Genomic DNA, 18,794 nt, shown 5'->3' with positions numbered 1-18,794 from the left:
CGCCATGGAATGGATGGACCTGTTGAGTTCCGCGGCCTTCTGGGTCGCGGTGTTGCGGCTGGCGACGCCGCTGATCCTGGGCACGCTGGGCGTGCTGCTGTGCGAGCGCGCCGGCGTGTTGAACCTGGGCATCGAGGGCATCATGGCCGCCGGCGCCTTCACCGGCTGGCTGGTGGTGTACCTGGGCGCGCCGCTGTACGTGGGCGTGCTGGCGGCCGCGCTGGCGGGCGCCGTGTTCGGCCTGCTGCACGCGGTGCTGACGGTGCCGCTGGGCCTGTCGCAGCACGTCTCGGGCCTGGGGGTGACGTTGCTGGCCACCAGCCTGAGCTATTTCGCCTACCGCGTCACCTTCCCCAGCGTGAACACGCCGCCGACGATCACGCCGTTCGCCGAGATGAAGTTCCTGGACGGCATTCCGCTGATCGGCCCGGTGCTGGCCGGGCAGACGCCGATGACGCTGCTGGCGCTGGCCGCGGTGCCGATCCTGGCGTGGGTGCTGAACCGCACTCCGGTGGGCCTGGCGATCCGCATGGTGGGCGAGAACCCCGCCGCCGCCGAGGGCCAGGGCCTGTCGGTGACGAGACTGCGCATGGGCGCCATCGTCGCCGGCTCGGCGCTGATGGGCGTGGCCGGCAGCTTCCTGACGCTGGCGGCCTTCAACGCCTTCTTCTTCAACATGGTCAACGGCCGCGGCTGGGTCTGCGTGGCGCTGGTGGTGTTCGCCTCGTGGCGGCCCGGCAAGGCGCTGCTGGGCGCGTTGATCTTCGCCTTCTTCGACGCGCTGCAGCTGCGGCTGCAGCAGGGCGGGGCGGCGCTGCCCGGCCTGCCCGAGCTGCCCTATCAGGTCTACCTGATGCTGCCCTATATTCTGTCCATCCTGGCCCTGGTGGTGATGGCGCGCCGCGCCGCCTACCCGCAGGCCCTGATGAAGCCCTACCGCAAGGGCGAACGGTAATCCACAAGGTTTGACTATGCTCGATCTGATCCTCAAGAACTGCACGCTGCCGGATGGCCGCCAGCACATCGACATCGGCGTGGCCCAGGGCCGCATCGTCGCGCTCGAACCGGCGCTGAAGGCCGAGGCCGCGCAGACCCTCGACGCCGCCGGCCAGCTGGTGGCGCCGCCGTTCGTCGACGCCCACTTCCACATGGACTCGACGCTGTCGTTCGGCCTGCCGCGCGTGAACCAGTCGGGCACGCTGCTCGAAGGCATCGCGCTGTGGGGCGAACTGAAGCCGCTGCTGACGCAGGAAGCGCTGGTCGAGCGCGCGCTGGCCTATTGCGACTGGGCGGTGGCGCGCGGCCTGCTGGCGATCCGCTCGCACGTCGACGTGTGCGACCCGCGCCTGCTGGCGGTGGAAGCGCTGCTGCACGTGCGCGAGCAGGTCAAGCCGTACCTGGACCTGCAACTGGTGGCCTTCCCGCAGGACGGCGTGCTGCGCGCGCCGGGCGCGCTCGACAACCTGAAGCGCGCGCTGGACATGGGCGTGGACGTGGTCGGCGGCATTCCGCACTTCGAGCGCACCATGCAGGACGGCGCCGAATCGGTGCGCATCCTGTGCGAACTGGCCGCCGAGCGCGGCCTGCGCGTGGACATGCACTGCGACGAAAGCGACGACCCGCTGTCGCGCCACATCGAGACGCTGGCCTATCACACGCAACGCCTGGGCCTGCAGGGCCGCGTCACGGGTTCGCACCTGACCTCGATGCACTCGATGGACAACTACTACGTGTCCAAGCTGATCCCGCTGATGCGCGAGGCCGGCGTGTCGGCCATCGCCAACCCGCTCATCAACATCACGCTGCAGGGCCGCCACGACACCTATCCCAAGCGCCGCGGCATGACGCGCGTGCCCGAACTGCTGGCCGCCGGCGTGCCGGTGGCGTTCGGCCACGACTGCGTGATGGACCCCTGGTACAGCCTGGGTTCGGGCGACATGCTGGAAGTGGCGCACATGGGCCTGCACGTGGCGCAGATGACCGGGCAGGACGCCATGCGCGCCTGTTTCCAGGCCGTCACGGCCACGCCGGCGAAAATCCTGGGCCTGGACGAGACCGGGCTGGAAGTCGGCAAGCGCGCCGATATGGTGCTGCTGCAGGCGCGCGACCCGGTCGAGGCGCTGCGCCTGCGCGCCACGCGCCTGATGGTGCTGCGCGCCGGGCAGGTGGTGGCGACCACGCCGCCGGCCACCGCCACGCTCAACCTGCCGGGCCGTCCGGGCCAGGTCAGCTTCCAGACGCCGGCCCGCTGATTGCGCGCTCCGGCACGGCCGGGATCAGGCCCGGCCGGGATCAGGCTTCCGATGCCGGCCCGCCGACATAGCCCGGCCGCCTGGCGGCCGTGACGATGATCTCCACCAGCAGATCGGGCGAGGCCAGCCTGGCCTCGCAGGTCGCGCGCGTCGGCAATGCGTTGGCCGGCGCCCATTCGGCCCAGACCTGGTTCATGCCGGCGAAATCGCGTTCGATGTCCTTGAGCCAGATCTGCACCGACAGCAGCCGGGTCTTGTCCGAATCGGCCCGCGCCAGATAGCCGTCGATCTTGGCCAGCGCGTCGCGCGTCTGCGCGACGATGCCGCCGTCGGCCGACGAGGTCACGCCCGCCACGTACACGGTATCGCCGTGAATCACGATGCGGCTCAGGCGCTCGTTGGAATCCTTGCGCACGATGTCATTCATGGGTGCTGCTCCTTGGGGATGGAAGCCGGCGCGCCCGTGGCGCCGGTGAAACGATCGATGGCGAACGGCGCGATCGGCAGATCGGTCGCGCCGGTGGTGATCAGATCGGCCATGATACGGCCGACGATCGGGCCCAGTTCGAAGCCGTGGGCCGAGAAGCCGAAGGCATGGAAGGCGCTGTCGTAACGCTGGCTGCGGCCGATCACCGGGATCTCGTCGGGCATGGCGGCTTCGATGCCGGCCCAGCCGCGGTTCACGATCGCTTGCCGCATGTGCGGAAACAGGTCACAAACGGTGCGCGCGCCCTCGGCCAGCGAATGGAAGTCCAGCTCGGTCCATTCCGCGTCGCGATCGACCCAGGCGCGGCGGCCGCCGCCAATCAGCACGGTGCCGTTGGCGCGCTGCTTGAACGACAGCGGCCGGCCGGTGCCCAGCACCACCGCGTCCAGGAAGTGATCCATGCGCAGCGTCACCAGCATCATCGGACTGATGGCGGTCAGCGGCACCGGCTCGCCCCATTCGGCCGCGATGCGGTCGGCCCAGGCGCCGGCGCAATTGAGCACCTGCGGCGCGGTGTAGACGCCGGCGTCGGTCTCGACCCGCCACTGTCCCTGCTCATGCGCGCTGCGCAGCACCCGCACGCCTTCCAGGAAGCGCGCGCCCAGGCTGGCGGCCTTGCGGCGGAACGCCAGCGTGGTGCGGTAGGGGTCGGCGGCCGCGTCCTCGCGCGCGATCAGGCCGCCCTCTACCGTCGGCGTCAGCGCGGGAATCATCCCTAGCAATTCTTCGCGGTCGATCCATTGCTCGTGCGTGTAGCCGTGCTGTTGCATGGTGGCCAGGCGCGCGCGCAATGTCGCCACGTCGGCCTCGTTCTCGGCCACGCGCACCTGCCCGTGCTGCTCGAAGCCGCAGTCGTCGTCGACCAGTTCGCCGATGCGGTACCAGAGCTCGCGCGAGGCCAGCGCCAGCGGCACTTCGGCCAGGTGCCGCGCCAGCGTGCGCACGCCGCCGGCGTTCACGCCCGAGGCATGGCGGCCGACGTAGTTCTTCTCGATCACCAGCGCCGGCACGCCGGCGCGCGCCAGGTGCAGCGCCGCCGAACTGCCGTGCAGGCCGCCGCCGATGATGATGACGGCGGCCGAGCGGGAAGCGTCCGTCATGGCGGCCTCCTATTTCTTCAGGCGCACCACCGCCTGGCGCGACTCATCGGTCTGCGGCAGCGACGCCAGCTCGCCCAGCGTCAGCGGCTTGGTCGGGAAGCGCAGGCGGTAATAGCCCACCTCCGGCACCGGCACGCCGCGCTCCTCGGCGATGATCTCCGAGACCGTCAGGCCACAGAAGCGGCCCTGGCACGGCCCCATGCCGCAGCGCAGGAAGGCCTTCATCTGGTTCGGGCCGCTGCAACCGAGCTTGACGGTGTCACGCACCTGCGCGGCGGTCACTTCCTCGCAGCGACAGACGATGGTGTCGCCGGTGGGGCGGCGGAAGTTCTCGGGCGCCTTGTACAGGACATCGAAGAACGCGCGTCCGCGCACCGCCCGCGCCAGCGCGGCGCGCGGCGCGGCGGCTTCGCTGTCGCGCCGCGCCGCATCGATGCGGCCCAGCAGGTGCGCCGCCTGCAGCGCCGCCAGCCGACCACGCTGCTCGGCCGCCAGCGCGCCAGCGATGCCGGCGCCGTCGCCCGCCATGCCGACGCCGTCCACCGAGGTCAGGCCCCAGTCATCCACGTCCGGCTCCCAGCAATCCAGCGCCGCATTCCAGCGATGCTCGGCGCCGATGGCGCGCGACAGGTTGACGTTGGGCACCACACCCTGGTGCAGCATCAGCTGCTGCGCCGGCAGGGTCTTGGTGTCTCCCGCCGCGTTGGTGTAGCGCACGCTTTCGAGCTTGTCCTGGCCCAATGCCTCCAGCGCCGTCACGCCCTTGACGATGGGTATCGCCGCCTTGACCGCGCGCAGCAACGACAGCCCCTTGCCCAGATAGGGCGAGCGCAGGAAGTCCCACACCTTCGGCAAGGCCTGGCGCAGGCGGCCGGGCGGCGTGGTTTCGAGCAGCGCGTCGACCTTGACGCCGGCGTTCAGATATTGCCAGGCCACCAGGTACAGCAGCGGGCCGCTGCCGGCCAGCACGGTGCGGTCGGCCGGCACCACGCCCGCCGACTTCAGCAGGATCTGCGCCGCGCCGGCGGTGATGACGCCGGGCAGCGTCCAGCCCGGAACCGGGAACGGCCGCTCCTGCGCGCCGGTGGCCAGCAGCAGGCGCCGCGCATGCAGGATGCGCGCCTCGCCCGCGACCGAATACGCCACCTCGAAACCGCGCCGCGGCTCGGGCGCGGTGCGTTCGGCCACCGCCCACACGGTCGCGCCCGGCAGGTAGCGCGCACCCGACTGCCGGAACGGCTCGACCAGCGAGGCGCCGTGCCAGTAGTCCGGCCCCAGCACCGCGCGGTCGGTGACCGGCGTGGTGGTGATGGCGCGGTAGATCTGTCCGCCCGGCGCCGCCTGTTCATCCAGCAGCACCGTGTCCACGCCCAGCCGCGCGGCCGTGGTGGTGGCGGCCAACCCGGCGGGACCGGCGCCCACCACCAGCAAATCGCATTGCGTCGTCTCGATCATGCCTGCACCTTGCGCGCGCCCAGCTGGCGCTCGATCTTCATGCCATCGCGCACGGCCGTCATGCAGCCCTGCTGGTTGGCCTGGCCGTCGATCGTGACCAGGCAGTCGTAACACACGCCCATCATGCAATAGGGTCCGCGCGGCACCTCGGCCACCGCGGTATCGCGACAGGCCTGCACGCCGCCGGCGAACAGCGCCGCGGCCACGCTGTCGCCGGCGCGGCATTGCAGTTCGGCGCCATTGACCGTCACCCGCACCGGCGCGCCCTGCGCCTGGCGCTGCGCCTCGTCAAGCCTCTTGAACATGGAACCTCCGGGTCGAGAAGGGCGCCATGTCGTCGGCCAATTGGCCGGCGACGATCATGGGCGCCAGTTTGAGCGCGTGCGCGGCGGCCAGGGTGACGCCGCTGTGACAGGTGGCGACGAAGGCGCCGGGGCACGTCTCGGATTGTTGATAGATGGGGAAGCCGTCCCTGGACATCACGCGCAGCGCCGCCCAGCTGCGCACCACCCGCACCTCGCGCAAGGCGGGCAGGGTGCGCACGGCGCGGTCGGCCAGCGTGCCCAGGATCGGCAGGCCCACCTGGTTGTCCACATAGCCGGCCTCTTCCTGCGAATCGCCGATCAGCCAGGTGCCCTCGTCGGTCTGCCGCAGCGTCGACAGCGGCGTTTCCAGCAGGCGGCGGGTGCGCTCCAGCACCACGATCTGGCCGCGCTGCGGCCGCACCGGCACCGCCAGGCCGACCTGCTCGCCCAGCGCCTTGTTCGACAGGCCGCTGGCCAGCACCAGCTTGCGCCCGCGCACCGTGCCGGTGGGCGTGGTCACCTCGAACACGCCGTCGCGCTGCCGGATCTGCTGCGCCGGACAGCGCGGCAGGTAATCCACAGCCCGCTGTGCAAAACTCATGTGCAGCGCGCGCAGCAGCTTGAGCGGATTGGCGATGCCGTCCACCGGCGTCCAGGTGGCGCCGCGCACCTCGGGACCGATGCCGGGCACCATGTCGGCGAGCTCGTGGCGGTCCAGCATTTTCCAGTCGTACTGCGCCATGCCGGGCTGCGCCAGCAGCGTGCGCATGAAGGTGGCGCGCGCTTCCATTTCCTCGTCGCTCAGGAGCGCGTGCAGACCGCCGCGCTGCTCCAGGTGCACGTCCACCCCGGTCTCGTCGCGCAACTCGGCCGCCAGCTGCGGCCAGGCGCCGGCCGAGGTCATGGTCCAGACGCCGTAGCGCGGCAGGCCCATGCCTTTGCTCTGCACCCAGACCAGCCCGAAATTGCCGCGCGAGGCCCGATAGGCCACGTCGCCTTCGTCCAGCACCGCGACGTGGTCCAGTTCGCGCCGCAGCCCGTAGGCCACGGCCGAGCCGACCAGGCCGCCGCCGATCACCACGGCGTCGTAGACGCCGCGATGCGCCGGCGCGCGCGGCGCATGTTGTGTTGCTTCCGTCATTAGCGTCCCTTTCCGACAAACAGCTTTTCCAGGCCGACCAGGCGGTCCAGGATGAAGATGGCGATGATGGTCACGTAGATCAGCACGGCCGACACCGCCGTCACCAGCGGGTCGATGGTGTCCTCGATGTGCAGGAAGATGCGCACCGGCAGCGTGGTGGTGGACGGCGAGGCGATGAAGATCGACATGGTCAGCTCGTCGAAGCTGGTGATGAAGGCGATCACCCAGCCGCTGACCACGCCCGGCAGCAGCAGCGGCAGCACCACCCGCCGGAATGCGGTCCAGTGGGACGCGCCCAGCGACTGCGCCGCGCGCTCCAGCGCCGGATCGATGCCGGTGGCCGAGGCCAGCACCAGCCGCAGCGCGTACGGCATCACCAGGATCACGTGCGCCACCACCAACCCCACGTAAGTGCCGGCCAGGTCCACCGTGGTGAAGAACTTCAGGAAGGCCAGCCCCAGCACCACGTGCGGAATCATCAGCGGCGACAGGAAGAACGCCACCAGCGCCTCGCGGCCGCGGAAGCGGTTGCGCGCCAGCGCCAGCGCGCTCGGCACCGCCAGCCCGATCGCCAGCGTCGCCGACAGCGTGCCCAGCCCCAGGCTGAACCAGAACGCCTCGATGAAGCGCGGGTTGTCCAGGATGGCGCGGAACCAGCGCAGCGACAGGCCGCCGCTGGGCAGCGAGATGAAGCCTTCGGACGTGAACGCCACCGCGCACACCATGACGATGGGCGCCAGGATGAACAGGATGAAGAGCGTGTGGAACAGCAGGCCGATGGGGCCGTTGCGGAAGTTCATGTCAGGCCCCCGACGGATTGAAGACCGCGCCATAGCGGCGCTCGATCAAGCGGTTGGCCGACAGCAGCACCACCACCGTCGCCAGCAGCAGCACCACCGCCAGCGCCGCGCCCAGCGGCCAGTTCAGCGTGTTGAGGAACTCGTCGTAGGCGGCGGTGGCCACGTTCTTCAGGCGCCGGCCGCCGATGATGGCGGGCGTGGCGAAGGAACTGGCGGCCATCGCGAACACCATGATCGAGCCCGACAGGATGCCCGGCATGACCTGCGGCACGATCACGCGGCGGATCACGGTGAACTGGCTGGCGCCCAGCGACAGCGCGGCGGCCTCGGTCGACGGATTGATCCGCTGCAGCGACGCCCATACCGAGATCACCATGAATGGCACCAGCACGTGCGTGAGCGCGATGCCCACGCCCAGGTTGCTGTACATCAGGTCGATCGGCGTCGCGATCAGGCCGATGCCGATCAGTGCCTTGTTGATGAGGCCGGTGGACCCGAACAGCAGCGCCCAGCCCAGCGTGCGCACCACCACCGAGATCAGCAGCGGGCCCAACACCACCATCAGGAACAGGCTCTTCCACGGATTGGCCATGCGCGACAGCACGTAGGCCTCGGCCGTGCCCAGCACCAGGCAGGCCAGCGTCACCAGCGCCGCCACGCCGAAGGTGCGGGCATAGATCTCGTAGTAATAGCCGTCGCTGAAAATCTCGATGTAGTTCTTCCAGGTGAAGGTGGCCTGCATGCCGCCATAGAACTGGAAGTCGAAGAAGCTGATGAGCAAGACCAGCGCCATCGGCACCACCAGGAAGGTGGCGTACACCGCCAGCGCCGGCGCGCTCAGCAGCCAGGGGTTGGCGCGCGCGCTCATTTTCCGGGCTCCTGGCCGGCCACCGCGCACATGTCCTGCGCGCGCCAGCGCAGGTGCACCGTGGCGCCCTCGGCGGGCACCGGCACGCCGTCGTTCTGGCGGATCACCATGACTTCGCCGACCGAGGTCTCGACCTGGCACAGCCAGTGGTTGCCTTGGAACACCCGCGTCTTCATGCGGCCGGGCAGGGCACAGGCGCCGGCCTCGGCGAACAGGATCTTTTCGGGCCGCACGATCACCGCGCCTTGCGGCACCGGCTGGCCGTCCATCGGGATATGCGCCTCGCCGACGCATGCGCGCATCTCGCCCGCATACGGCTGCGGCGTGGGCGTGAACACATTGGCCTTGCCCAGGAAGCCGCCGACGAAACGGTTCGACGGCCCCTCATACGCGGCGAACGGCTCGGCCACCTGCTCGACCCGCCCCTGGTTCATCACCACGATGCGATCGGACAGCGCCAGCGCTTCGGACTGGTCGTGCGTCACCAGGATGGTGGTGGTGCCGACGGTGCGCTGGATGCTGCGCAGCTCCAGCTGCATTTCCTCGCGCAGCTTGGCGTCCAGGTTCGACAGCGGCTCGTCCAGCAACAGCACGCTGGGGCGGATCACCAGCGCGCGCGCCAGCGCCACGCGCTGCTGCTGGCCGCCCGACATGCGCGCCGGGTGGCGGTCGGCCAGGTGCGACAGGCCCACCAGCTTGAGCGCCTCGGCCACGCGCGCCTGCCGCTCGTCCTTGCCGACCCGCTGCATCTCCAGGCCGAACGACACGTTCTCGGCCGCGGTCATGTGCGGGAACAGCGCGTAGTTCTGGAACACCATGCCCAATCCGCGCTTGTTGGCCGGCGTGCGGCTGACGTCCTTGCCGTCCAGCACGATGCTGCCGCCGCTGGGCTCGACGAACCCGGCGATCATCTGCAGGGTGGTGGTCTTGCCGCAGCCGGACGGCCCCAGCAGCGAGATGAACTCGCCGCGTTCGACCGACAGGCTCAGGTCCTCGACCGCCGTCAGGTCGCCGTAGCGCTTGGACAGGCGGTTCAATACGAGATAACTCATGGATGCTCCCGCTGGCGGCGCGCCCGCGCCGCCGTTGCGTGCTGGTGCACGACCCTCAACGCTCGATTTCGCGCGTCCAGCGCTTGTTCCAGTCGTCCCGGTTCTGGTTGACCGTGTCCCAGTCGATCACGATCAGGTCGGCGGCGCGCTTGCCGATCGGCAGCGGCACGCGCGCATCGTCGGCCACCTTGGCCTGCTTGTTGACCGGGCCATAGCCATAGGCGGTGGCCAGCTGCTCCTGCACCTTCGGGCTGACCAGGTAATTGACGAAGGCCTGCGCCAGCGGATTGGCGTTGGCCTTGGCCACCGGACACACCGACGACAGCAGCGCGTAGGCGCCTTCCTGCGGATAGACGAAACCCACCGGGAAGCCGGTGTCGGCGAAGGCCTTGACGCGGCCGCTGCCCCACACCGCGATGGTGGCCTGCCCGCTGGAGAACAGCTCGGTCATCTTGCCCGGCGACGGCTCGTACACCAGCACGTTGGGGCCGACCTCGTCCTTGAAGGTCTTGAAGCCGGCGTCGATCTTCTTCTCGCCGCCGCCGCCCTCGCGGGCGTACTCGACCAGCGCGTGCAGGCCGTAGGTGTTGTTCAGCGGCGGCACCACCAGTTGCTTCTTGTACTTGGGATCCTTCAGGTCCTTCCACGAGGTGGGCGCGGCCCACTTGCGCTCGTCGAAGACCTTCTTGTTGTACATGATGCCGGTGGCGACGATGCCGATGGCCACGGCCTTGTCGTCCTTGTAGCGCGCGGTGCCGTAGATGTCGTCGGCCGGCAGGCCCTGGATCGGCGCGCAGAAGCCCAGCGCGATGGCCTGGTACATCGGGCCGTCGTCGATGATGGCGACGTCGATCTGCTGGTTGCTTTTCTGCGCCTGCAGGCGCGCCACCGTGTTGGTGGAGTTGCCGGCCACGTAATCCAGCTCGACGCCGTGCTGCTTGGCGAAGGGCGGGAAGATGTCCTTGCGCATGATGTCTTCGAACGAGCCGCCGTAGCCGGCCACCACCAACTTCTGCTGCGCCTGCGCGTTGGCGCACACACCGACGGCCATTGTGGCCGCCGTCAGGACTGCGAGTACCTTGCCCATGAAAACCCCCGTTATTGGAAGAGAACTGCAAGAACTGCCGGTGCTGCCTGAATCCGGGGATGGACTCGCCGCAGAAAAAAATGCGGACCCGCTTGCCCCGCGACCTCATGTCCGCCGTACAATTTGTCCGTACATGAATGTCCGGACAAATAATGGATCCGCAAGGCGGGCCCTGTCAATCGGTTATTGTCCGTACAAACCCCGATAGAACGAAAAAAGGAGCCACCCCATGACCCGATCCTCCGAACGCGCGCCCGACCCGGCCGCCGCGCGCGAGGCCCGCGGCCAGGCCACGGGGCCGGACGACGAGGCAGGCGGTCCGCGCTACAAGAGCATCTACCAGCAGTTGGCGCGCGACATCGGCGCCGGCCGCTATCCGGTCATGACCTTGCTGCCGACCGAACACGAGCTGTGCGACCAGTTCGGCGCCAGCCGCCACACCATCCGCGAAGCCATCCGCATGCTGACGGTGGCCGGCATGGTGTCGCGCCGCCCGGGGGTGGGCACGCGCGTCGAGACCGCCCACGCCAGCACCCGCTTCACGCAGCGCATCTCGCAGTTTCCGGACCTGTTGCAGTACGCGCGCAACGCCGCGCTGCTGGTGCAGGACGTGCGCACGGTCAAGCTCACCAAACGGCTGGCCGAAACCCTGGGCGCCGAGCCCGGCCAGCCGTGGCTGCACATCAATTCCATCAAAACGCTGGGCGACCAGGACACGCCGGTGGCGTGCACGCTGATCTATGCCGATCCGGCGCATTCCGACCTGCGCGCCGACATCCAGCCGCGCATCTCGCTGCTGCGGCTGATCGAAGATCACTTCGGCAACCGCATCCACGAGGTCAACCAGGAGTTCTCGGCCACGCCCATCGCGGCCGGGATCGCCAGGCAGCTGCAGGTGGAGCCGCAGACGGCGGGCTTTGTCATCACCCGCCGCTACTACGGCGGCGGCGGGGGGCTGCTGCTGGCCACCATCACCACCTTCCCGCACGACAAGATGAAGTACTCGATGTCGCTCAACGTGGCGTAGCGGCCTCGTAGCCGTAGGCGGCGCGCGCCGCCGCGGCGCTGATCTTGTCGTCGGCCAGGTCGCGCTCGATGCGGGCGCGCGAACGCTCGGCCGGCGCGCCATAGCCGCCGGCGCCCGGGGTTTCGATGCGCACGCTCTCGCCCGGCGCCAGCGCGATGTTGGCGGTCTTGGAGAACAGCTCTTCCTCGGCCGGGGTGCCAAAGTTGCGCACCAGCCGCGCGCGCCGGCCATCGGCGCCGCCATCGACGCCGGCGGCCACGCCCACGGTGTGGCTGTCCGAGCGCGCCGAGAACACGATGCCCGGTCCGACCGCGCGGATCTGCTTGGCGATGCCCATGCCGCCGCGGGTGCGGCCGGCGCCGCCGGAGTCCTGGATCATGGCGTACTCGTCCATCAGCAGCGGGTACTCGTTCTCCAGCGCTTCCACCGGCAGGTTGGAGGTATTGGTCATGTGCACGTGCACCGCGTCCATGCCGTCGCTGTCGAAGCGCGCGCCGGCGCCGCCGCCCAGCGTTTCCAGGTAGACGAAGTGGCCGGCGCGCTCGCGCCAGCGGCCCGAGAACACGATGGCCGGGCAGCAGTCGTTGCTGGAGGCCATGGTCTTCTCCGCCGGCAGCAGGCCGCGGAACGCGCCGAAGATCGCGCCCGCGACCTTCTGCGCGGTGATCGAGCGCGCGCCCACCGCCGCCGGATGCTCGGGGTTGGTGATGGTGCCCACCGGCGCCGATACGCTGATCGGGTCGAACAGGCCGGCGTTGGGCGCCAGGTCCGGATCCAGCAGCGCCTTGACCGCGTAATACACGCAGGCCCGCAACGCGTTGAACGGCAGGTTCATGGCGCCGCGCGCTTGCTTGCCCGAGCCCTCGAAATCGAAATGCAGCCGGTCGCGGCTGACCGTCAGCGTCACCTGGATCGGCACCGGATCGCCGCCCATGCCGTCGTCATCCAGGTCGCTGCGGAAGGTGTAGCTGCCCTGCGCCAGCTCGCCGATGCGGTTGAGCAGGCGGCGCCGGGTATAGGTGATGACGTCATCCACCGAGCGCAGCACGGCCGCCAGGCCCATCTGCCGGATCAGGCCCTGCACCGCGGCCGCGCCGCGGCGGTTGGTGGCCATCTGCACGCGCAGGTCCAGCACCCGTTCCTCGGGGTCGCGGGTGTTGGCGCAGATCAGGCGCAGCATGTCCTCGTCCACCTCGCCGGCGCGCGCGATGCGGCAGGCGGGGATGCGGATGCCTTCCTCGAAGATCGACTTCAGGCCGCCGGCGATCGAGCCGGGCACCGCGCCGCCGACGTCCGAATGGTGGGCGATGTTGGCGGCGAAAAAGCGCAGCGTGCCTTCCCAGAACACCGGCGTGACGATGTTGATGTCGGGCAGGTGGCTGCCATCGGCCAGATAGGGGTCATTGCAGATGAACACATCGCCGTCGCGGATCTGGTCGACCGGGAACGCGCGCAATATCGCGCCCATGGCGCCGTCCAGCGAGCCCAGGTGCAGCGGGATCTGCGTGCCCTGCGCCACCAGCCGGCCGGCGGCGTCGAACAGCGCCACCGAGCAGTCCTTGCGTTCCTTGATGTTGGTCGAGAACGAGGCCCGCACCAGCGTGTTGTTCATGTCTTCGGTGATCGACAGCAGGCGGTTGCAGAACACCTCCATGCCGACGGGGTCGGCCAGGGCCACGCCCGCGTCGCGACTGGCTTGATGGGCTTCATGGGCTTCACGCATGGGAGCCTCCTTGCAAACGGATGATCAGGTTGCCGTAGGCGTCGACCTCGACGTCCTGGCCCGCGCCGACCACGGTGGTCGAGCTCATTTCCTCCAGCAGCGCCGGGCCGCTGAAGCGCACCCCGGTGGGCACGCGGTCGCGGTCATAGACCGGCGTGTCCAGCCAGCCGTGGCGCTCGCCGAAATAGGCGCGGCGTTCGCCGATGCGGGCGCCGTCCAGCGTGCCATCGACCTGGCGCGGCGCCAGCGGCGCCTTCACCACCTGGCCCACCGCCTGCATGCGGCAGTTGATGATCTGCACCTTGCGGTCATCGACCGTGTAGCCGTACTCGCGCTCGTGCGCCTCGGCGAAGCGGCGCGCGAACTCGGCGTAGCCGCCGGCGCCGGTGTCGTCCAGCGCCACCTGCACCTCGAAGTTCTGGCCCTCGTAGCGCGCGTCGATGGCGCTGCGGTACAGGCGCAGCGCCGGCTCCACGCGTTCCTCTTCCAGCCAGCGCTCGGCGTGATCGCGCAACCCGTCGAAGATCGCCGAGACGCCGTCCCAGCTTTCCGCGCTGGCCAGCGAGATCTCGCTGCGCACGAAGTCGAACGAGATGTCGCTGAGCAGGATGCCGCGCGCGCACATGGTGCCCGGCTCCTGCGGCACGATCACCGTGGGGATGCCGCATTCCTCGGCCACCTCGACCGCGTGCAGCGGCCCCGCGCCGCCATAGGCATACAGGGCGAATTGCGACAGGTCGTAGCCGCGTTCGGTCGACACGGCGCGGATGGCGCGGCTCATGTTGGCCGCCGCGATGCGCAGGATGCCTTCGGCCGCCGCCTCGCGCGTCAGGCCCAGCGGCCGCGCCACGCGTTCGTCGATAACCTGGCGCGCGGCCTCGGCGTGCACCGGCATGCGGCCGTTCAACAGCGCCACCGGATTCAGGCGCTGCAACGCGATCTCGGCATCGGTGATGGTCGGCTCGCTGCCGCCGCGGCCGTAGCCCACCGGTCCCGGCACCGCGCCGGCGCTGTGCGGCCCGACCTTCAGCGCGCCCGCGTCATCGAGCCAGGCGATGCTGCCGCCGCCCGCGCCGATCACGTGGATGTCCACCATCGGCGTCTTCACCGGATAGCCCGCCACCTGGCGATGCGAGGTGAACAACGGCCGGCCATCGCAGATCAGCGACACGTCGGTGCTGGTGCCGCCGACGTCGAACGTCACCAGGTTCAGGCTGCCGATAGCGCGGCCCACGGCGGCCGCGCCCACCACGCCGGCGGCCGGCCCCGACAGGCAGGTGCGCACCGGATACTGGCGCACCGTGGCGATCGACATCAGGCCGCCGTTGGAGTGGATGGTGTGCGGCTCGTGGCCGATGTCCAGCTCGCGCACCCGCTGCAGGAATCGCTCCAGGTAGCGCGCCATCTTCGGCCCCACCGCCGCGTTCAGCACCGTGGTCGACAGGCGCTCGTATTCGCGGAACTCCGGCAGCACGTCCGACGACAGGCTGATATAGACGTCGGGCATCTCCTCGGCCACGATGCGCGCGGCCTGTTGCTCGTGCGCGGGGTTGCGGTAGGCATGCAGGAAGCAGATCGTGACCGCGTCGATGCCGGCGGCGGCAAAGCGCCGCGCCGCCGCGCGCACCGCGTCCGCATCCAGCGGCGCCAGCACCTCGCCCTGCGCATTGACGCGCTCGCCCACCTCGGCGCGGAACTCGCGCGGCACCGCCACCGGCGGCTTGCCAACGCTGTAGTCGTACAGGTGCGGCCGCGTCTGCCGGCCGATCTCCAGCACGTCGCGAAAGCCTTGCGTGGTGATCAGGCCGACGCGCGCGCCCTTGCGCTCGATGATGAGGTTGGTCGCGACCGTGGTGCCATGGCCCACGTGCGACACCTGCGACGGCGAAACGCCATGGTCCTTGAGCATCTGCCCGATGCCGGTGGCGATGGCTTCCGACGGATCGGACGGTGTCGACGGCACCTTGTGAAAATGCACGATGCCTTGATCTTCGTCGATCATCGTGAAGTCGGTAAACGTGCCTCCGACGTCTATCCCTATGCGATACATGCTTGTGCTTCCCTGAAAGAAAAGAAGGGCGCGGCGGCGCTCAGTCCAGCTTGATGCCGGCCTGCTTGACCACGCCGCACCATTTGTCGATTTCGCTCTTTATCATGGTGCCGAAGGCCGGGCCGGCCACGTCCGAGACCTGCGCGCCCTGTTGTTCCAGATAGGTCTTCATGGCGGGCGCGTGCAGCGTCTGCACCAGCGCGTCGGTGAGCTTGGCGCGCAGCGGCTCGGGCAGCCTGGCCGGCGCCAGCATGCCGAACCACACCATGGCCTCGTAGCCGGGATAACCGGACTCGGCCACCGTCGGCACGTCGGGCAGCATGGGCGAGCGCTGCGGCGAGGTCACCGCCAGCGCCTTGATCTTGCCGTCCTTGATGTACGGATAGGACGTCATCACCACGTCCATCATCATGTTGATCTGGCCGCCCACCAGGTCGATCAGCGCCGGACCCGAACCGCGGTAGGGCACGTGCACCATCGACACGCCGGCGGTGCTCTTGAACAGCTCGGCGGCCAGATGGTTCGATGTGCCCTGGCCATTGGAGGCGAACGAGTATTTCTCGGGCTCCTTCTTGAGCAGCGCCACGAATTCCTGCAGGTTGTTGGCCGGCACCGACTTGTTCACCGACATGACGTTGGGAATGGTGGCGACGACGGTCAAGGGCGTGAAGTCCTTGACCGGGTCGTAGGGCAGCTTGGTGTACACGCAGGGCGCGCTGCCATGCGTGCTGACCGAGCCCATCAGGATGGTGTAGCCGTCGGCCGGCTGGCGCGCCACGTACTCGGTGCCGACGGTGCCGCCGGCGCCCGGGCGGTTCTCGACGATGACGTTGGCCGACAGGCGCTGGCCCAGGCCTTCGGCGACCTTGCGCGCGATCAGGTCGGTGGACCCGCCCGCCGCGAACGGCACCACGATGCGGATCACCTTGTCGGGCCACTCGGCGCGGGCCGGTAGCGCGGTGGCGGCCAGCGCGGCCGCCCCGAATGCAAGACAGCAACTGCGAATGAACGCTGCGTTCATGACTTCCCCTTGTTGATAGAACTTCCTTGCGGCCCGATCATGGATGTCGGACCTGAGAGGCTTTGCCTCGGGTTCACTGCAACAACGGGAACATCCTAGGCCTGGCCGGCGCGCGCCAGCAGTCCTGGCGGTTTATATTGATATAGATGCCATTTATAGGTGGGCGGCGGTGAAGAATCCGGACCTGAATCTGCTTCTGCATTTCGACGCGCTGATGGGCTGCCGCAACGTGTCGCGCGCGGCCGAGCAGCTGGGCATCAGCCAGCCCGCCATGAGCGCCGCGATGAACCGCCTGCGGCAATTGTTCGGCGATCCGCTGCTGGTGCGCGAAGGCGGCGCCTGGCAGCCGACGCAGCGCGCGCACGAGCTGCACCAGGGCTTTCTGCCGCTGCTGGAGAGCTGGCGCCGCGCCACCCGCACGCGCGAGGTGTTCGACCCCGCGCACTCGGCCCGCAGCCTGTCGTTCTACGCCACCGACTACGTGCAGTACACGCTGCTGCCCAAGCTGATTCCACGGCTGGCGGTGGACGCGCCGCACTTCCAGCTGCTGATCGTGCCGGCGCGGCCGCAGCATGGCCTGAGCATGCTGGACACCAATCACGTCGAGTTGATCGCCGGCTATTTTCCGGATCCGGCGCCGGACCTGCGCACGCGCTTCCTGTACCAGGAACCGGCGGTGTGCATCGTGCGCGAAGGCCATCCCTGTCTGCGCAAGCGCTGGAACCTGGATGCCTATCTCAGCTATGGGCACCTGGACCTGGCCGCCCACACGCGCTATTTCAGCAAGGCCATCGACCGCATCCTGATGGGGCAGAACCGCAGCCGCCGCATCGTCGCGACGCTGTCGAGCTACATGGTCTGTCCGTTCATCGTGGAAGCCTCGGACCTGATCGCGACGATGCCGGTGAGCATCGCCAAGGCCATGTCAGGCAGCGCGCGCATCGTGACGCTGAAGGCGCCGCTGAGCCTGCCGGCGATCACCGTGTCGCTGTACTGGCACGAGCGCTACCAGGACGATCCGGCGCATGCGTGGCTGCGGCAATACCTGGCGGGCGTGCTGGGGTAGCGGCGCCCAGCGCTTACTTCAACGGCATGCAGATGCGCGTCTGCAATTGCGCCGGCGGCGTGGTGCGCGGGTCATTGAGGTACTGCTCGAACATGGGGAAGTCGGCCGGCACCATGCCGCTGCCGGGCAGCCATTCCGAGAACATCCAGTTATAGGGCTTGTCCATCTCGTTGTACGGGCCGGTGTAGGTCAGCATCGCGCAGCGGATGGCGGGGATCTCGAAGCGTTCCAGCTCGTCGCCCAACACGGCGTCGGGCGCGACCGACATGCCGGCCATCGAGCGCAGCTGGGCCGGCGGCACCTGCTCGGGATCGTCGAAATACACGCCGAAGCCGATGGCCTCGGGACGCGCCAGGCCGCGGCTGCCGGCGAGCATGAAGGCGCGGGTGAAGACCGGGCCGATTTCCTGGTAGCTGCCACGGTGCGGCAGGGCGGCCAGCACGGCGCCGGGGAAGGTTTCGATGGTGATGGGATACATGCCTAGCTCCTTGGGGTCGAAGGGTCGGGAGCGGGCCGCGCGGTAGCGCCCCGGCGAGATGCCGAAGGTCGCGCCGAACGCGCGGTTGAAGGCGGCGTCCGACTCATAGCCGGCGCGCTGCCCCACGTCACGCAAGGAATCCCCGGTACTGCCCAGCGAGACGGCCGCGCGGTGCATGCGGATGCGTTGCACGGTGGCGTTCACGGTTTCGCCCATCACGGCGCGGTAGACGCGGTGGAAGTGGTAGGGCGAGAGGCAAGCCAGGTCGGCCAACCGGTACAGGTCGGGGTCGGCGTCGGGGTGGCTGGCCAGCCAGCGCAGGACGGGGTCCAGGCGGTGGGCGTAGGTGGTGCGGGTTTGGGGTTTCAAGTGCGTGGCTCCTTGGGGAGCAATGTAGGCGGGCCTGGTTTGCAGATTTTGCGGTTTTTTGCGGGGTTGTGGAGAGGGATTTTTGCTGGTGGAAGGGCGGGGTTCTTAAGACGCCAGGAGAGCCGTGCCCAGGGGTGGGCGGGGCTACGACTGCGGTCCGGAGCGTTCGCTCCGGACTGCCCCGTCCTCATCCTCGTTGTCGCCTGCGGCGACTGCCTTCGGATTCCGTCGGGCGCGTCTACACGCCCCGCCCACCCCTGGGCACGGCTCTCCTGGCTCTTGTTGATTTCACTTCAAGGGCGTTGGTGGGGAAAGCGAGTTTTCCACAGGGGCTCGTTTTTCTGTGCAACGGGCCGGCTGTGGATAAGTGCTTGGCGGGGTTTTCAGTAGCCGCGGGCGGGGTCGTAGATGTTGGGGAGGGGGTCGCCGCGTTCGTTGGCGGTGATGAGCCAGGCGGTGTGGCGGGCGCGTTCCTGGCGGTCGGGGATGGCGGCGCAGTGGGGGGTGATGATG

Annotated in this window: 17 protein-coding genes; 4 read left to right on the top strand and 13 right to left on the bottom strand. The window is 69.1% G+C overall.

From position 1 onward, the window contains the following. Positions 1–4: 4 nt before the first annotated feature. Together AOZ53_RS29770 and AOZ53_RS29765 are read left to right on the top strand one after the other, a co-directional pair. Positions 5–955, top strand: a complete 951-nt coding sequence (locus AOZ53_RS29770; protein ID WP_006389489.1) for an ABC transporter permease — start codon at positions 5–7, stop codon at positions 953–955. Positions 956–971: 16 nt separating this feature from the next. Beyond that, the gene (locus AOZ53_RS29765) at positions 972–2,252 is read left to right on the top strand and encodes an amidohydrolase family protein (protein ID WP_054479378.1); all 1,281 of its coding nucleotides are present in this window, start codon (positions 972–974) and stop codon (positions 2,250–2,252) included. A gap of 40 nt (positions 2,253–2,292) precedes the next feature. Here AOZ53_RS29765 and AOZ53_RS29760 read toward each other — a convergent pair whose 3' ends face one another. Genes AOZ53_RS29760 through AOZ53_RS29720 form a run of 9 tightly spaced genes read right to left on the bottom strand, consistent with a single transcriptional unit; the run spans position 2,293 to position 10,547 of the window. Next, positions 2,293–2,679, bottom strand: a complete 387-nt coding sequence (locus AOZ53_RS29760) for a RidA family protein (RefSeq protein ID WP_054431077.1) — start codon at positions 2,677–2,679, stop codon at positions 2,293–2,295. After that, entirely contained in the window at positions 2,676–3,839 is a 1,164-nt protein-coding gene (locus tag AOZ53_RS29755; RefSeq protein WP_054490591.1) for an NAD(P)/FAD-dependent oxidoreductase, read from the bottom strand. Before AOZ53_RS29755 ends, AOZ53_RS29760 begins: the two co-directional genes overlap by 4 nt. 9 nt (positions 3,840–3,848) lie before the next feature. Then, positions 3,849–5,294, bottom strand: coding sequence for an NAD(P)/FAD-dependent oxidoreductase (locus AOZ53_RS29750; protein ID WP_054490589.1), 1,446 nt, complete (start codon positions 5,292–5,294; stop codon positions 3,849–3,851). Next, on the bottom strand, positions 5,291–5,599 hold the full coding sequence (locus AOZ53_RS29745; protein ID WP_054431074.1) for a (2Fe-2S)-binding protein: 309 nt from the start codon (positions 5,597–5,599) through the stop codon (positions 5,291–5,293). Before AOZ53_RS29745 ends, AOZ53_RS29750 begins: the two co-directional genes overlap by 4 nt. Further along, entirely contained in the window at positions 5,583–6,740 is a 1,158-nt protein-coding gene (locus AOZ53_RS29740; RefSeq protein ID WP_054479384.1) for an NAD(P)/FAD-dependent oxidoreductase, read from the bottom strand. Before AOZ53_RS29740 ends, AOZ53_RS29745 begins: the two co-directional genes overlap by 17 nt. Next, entirely contained in the window at positions 6,740–7,540 is an 801-nt protein-coding gene (locus AOZ53_RS29735) for an ABC transporter permease (RefSeq protein ID WP_054431072.1), read from the bottom strand. Before AOZ53_RS29735 ends, AOZ53_RS29740 begins: the two co-directional genes overlap by 1 nt. A 1-nt stretch (position 7,541) precedes the next feature. Further along, the gene (locus tag AOZ53_RS29730; RefSeq protein ID WP_054490586.1) at positions 7,542–8,408 is read right to left on the bottom strand and encodes an ABC transporter permease; all 867 of its coding nucleotides are present in this window, start codon (positions 8,406–8,408) and stop codon (positions 7,542–7,544) included. Next, the gene (locus tag AOZ53_RS29725; RefSeq protein ID WP_054490584.1) at positions 8,405–9,460 is read right to left on the bottom strand and encodes an ABC transporter ATP-binding protein; all 1,056 of its coding nucleotides are present in this window, start codon (positions 9,458–9,460) and stop codon (positions 8,405–8,407) included. Before AOZ53_RS29725 ends, AOZ53_RS29730 begins: the two co-directional genes overlap by 4 nt. Positions 9,461–9,515: 55 nt before the next feature. Next, on the bottom strand, positions 9,516–10,547 hold the full coding sequence (locus tag AOZ53_RS29720) for an ABC transporter substrate-binding protein (protein ID WP_054490582.1): 1,032 nt from the start codon (positions 10,545–10,547) through the stop codon (positions 9,516–9,518). Positions 10,548–10,776: 229 nt separating this feature from the next. On the opposite strand from AOZ53_RS29720, the gene AOZ53_RS29715 reads away from it, so the two are divergent. Further along, a complete protein-coding gene (locus AOZ53_RS29715) occupies positions 10,777–11,574 on the top strand; it encodes a GntR family transcriptional regulator (RefSeq protein WP_054490580.1) in 798 nt (265 codons plus the stop codon). Here AOZ53_RS29715 and AOZ53_RS29710 read toward each other — a convergent pair. Genes AOZ53_RS29710 through AOZ53_RS29700 form a run of 3 tightly spaced genes read right to left on the bottom strand, consistent with a single transcriptional unit; the run spans position 11,561 to position 16,368 of the window. Beyond that, complete coding sequence (locus tag AOZ53_RS29710; RefSeq protein ID WP_054490578.1) at positions 11,561–13,297, bottom strand: hydantoinase B/oxoprolinase family protein; 1,737 nt, start codon at positions 13,295–13,297, stop codon at positions 11,561–11,563. The two genes, AOZ53_RS29715 and AOZ53_RS29710, sit on opposite strands and share 14 nt — an antisense overlap. After that, the gene (locus tag AOZ53_RS29705; protein WP_054490576.1) at positions 13,290–15,347 is read right to left on the bottom strand and encodes a hydantoinase/oxoprolinase family protein; all 2,058 of its coding nucleotides are present in this window, start codon (positions 15,345–15,347) and stop codon (positions 13,290–13,292) included. Before AOZ53_RS29705 ends, AOZ53_RS29710 begins: the two co-directional genes overlap by 8 nt. A 40-nt stretch (positions 15,348–15,387) precedes the next feature. Continuing rightward, complete coding sequence (locus AOZ53_RS29700; protein ID WP_054490574.1) at positions 15,388–16,368, bottom strand: Bug family tripartite tricarboxylate transporter substrate binding protein; 981 nt, start codon at positions 16,366–16,368, stop codon at positions 15,388–15,390. Positions 16,369–16,537: 169 nt separating this feature from the next. Between AOZ53_RS29700 and AOZ53_RS29695 the strand changes: the two genes are divergently transcribed. Continuing rightward, positions 16,538–17,434: a LysR family transcriptional regulator gene (locus AOZ53_RS29695; RefSeq protein ID WP_225856519.1), complete on the top strand. Its 897-nt coding sequence runs from the start codon at positions 16,538–16,540 to the stop codon at positions 17,432–17,434. A gap of 13 nt (positions 17,435–17,447) precedes the next feature. Here AOZ53_RS29695 and AOZ53_RS29690 read toward each other — a convergent pair whose 3' ends face one another. Further along, positions 17,448–18,281 carry an AraC family transcriptional regulator gene (locus AOZ53_RS29690; protein WP_054431064.1) on the bottom strand — a complete coding sequence of 278 codons (834 nt, stop codon included), beginning with the start codon at positions 18,279–18,281 and terminating at the stop codon, positions 17,448–17,450. Between the last annotated feature and the right edge of the window lie 513 nt (positions 18,282–18,794).

This window comes from Achromobacter sp. 2789STDY5608621 (assembly GCF_001299375.1).
GTDB classification, from domain to species: Bacteria; Pseudomonadota; Gammaproteobacteria; order Burkholderiales; family Burkholderiaceae_B; genus Achromobacter; species Achromobacter insuavis.
Note: the sequence above shows the minus strand (reverse complement) of the source record. Positions and strands in the feature narration are given on the sequence as shown.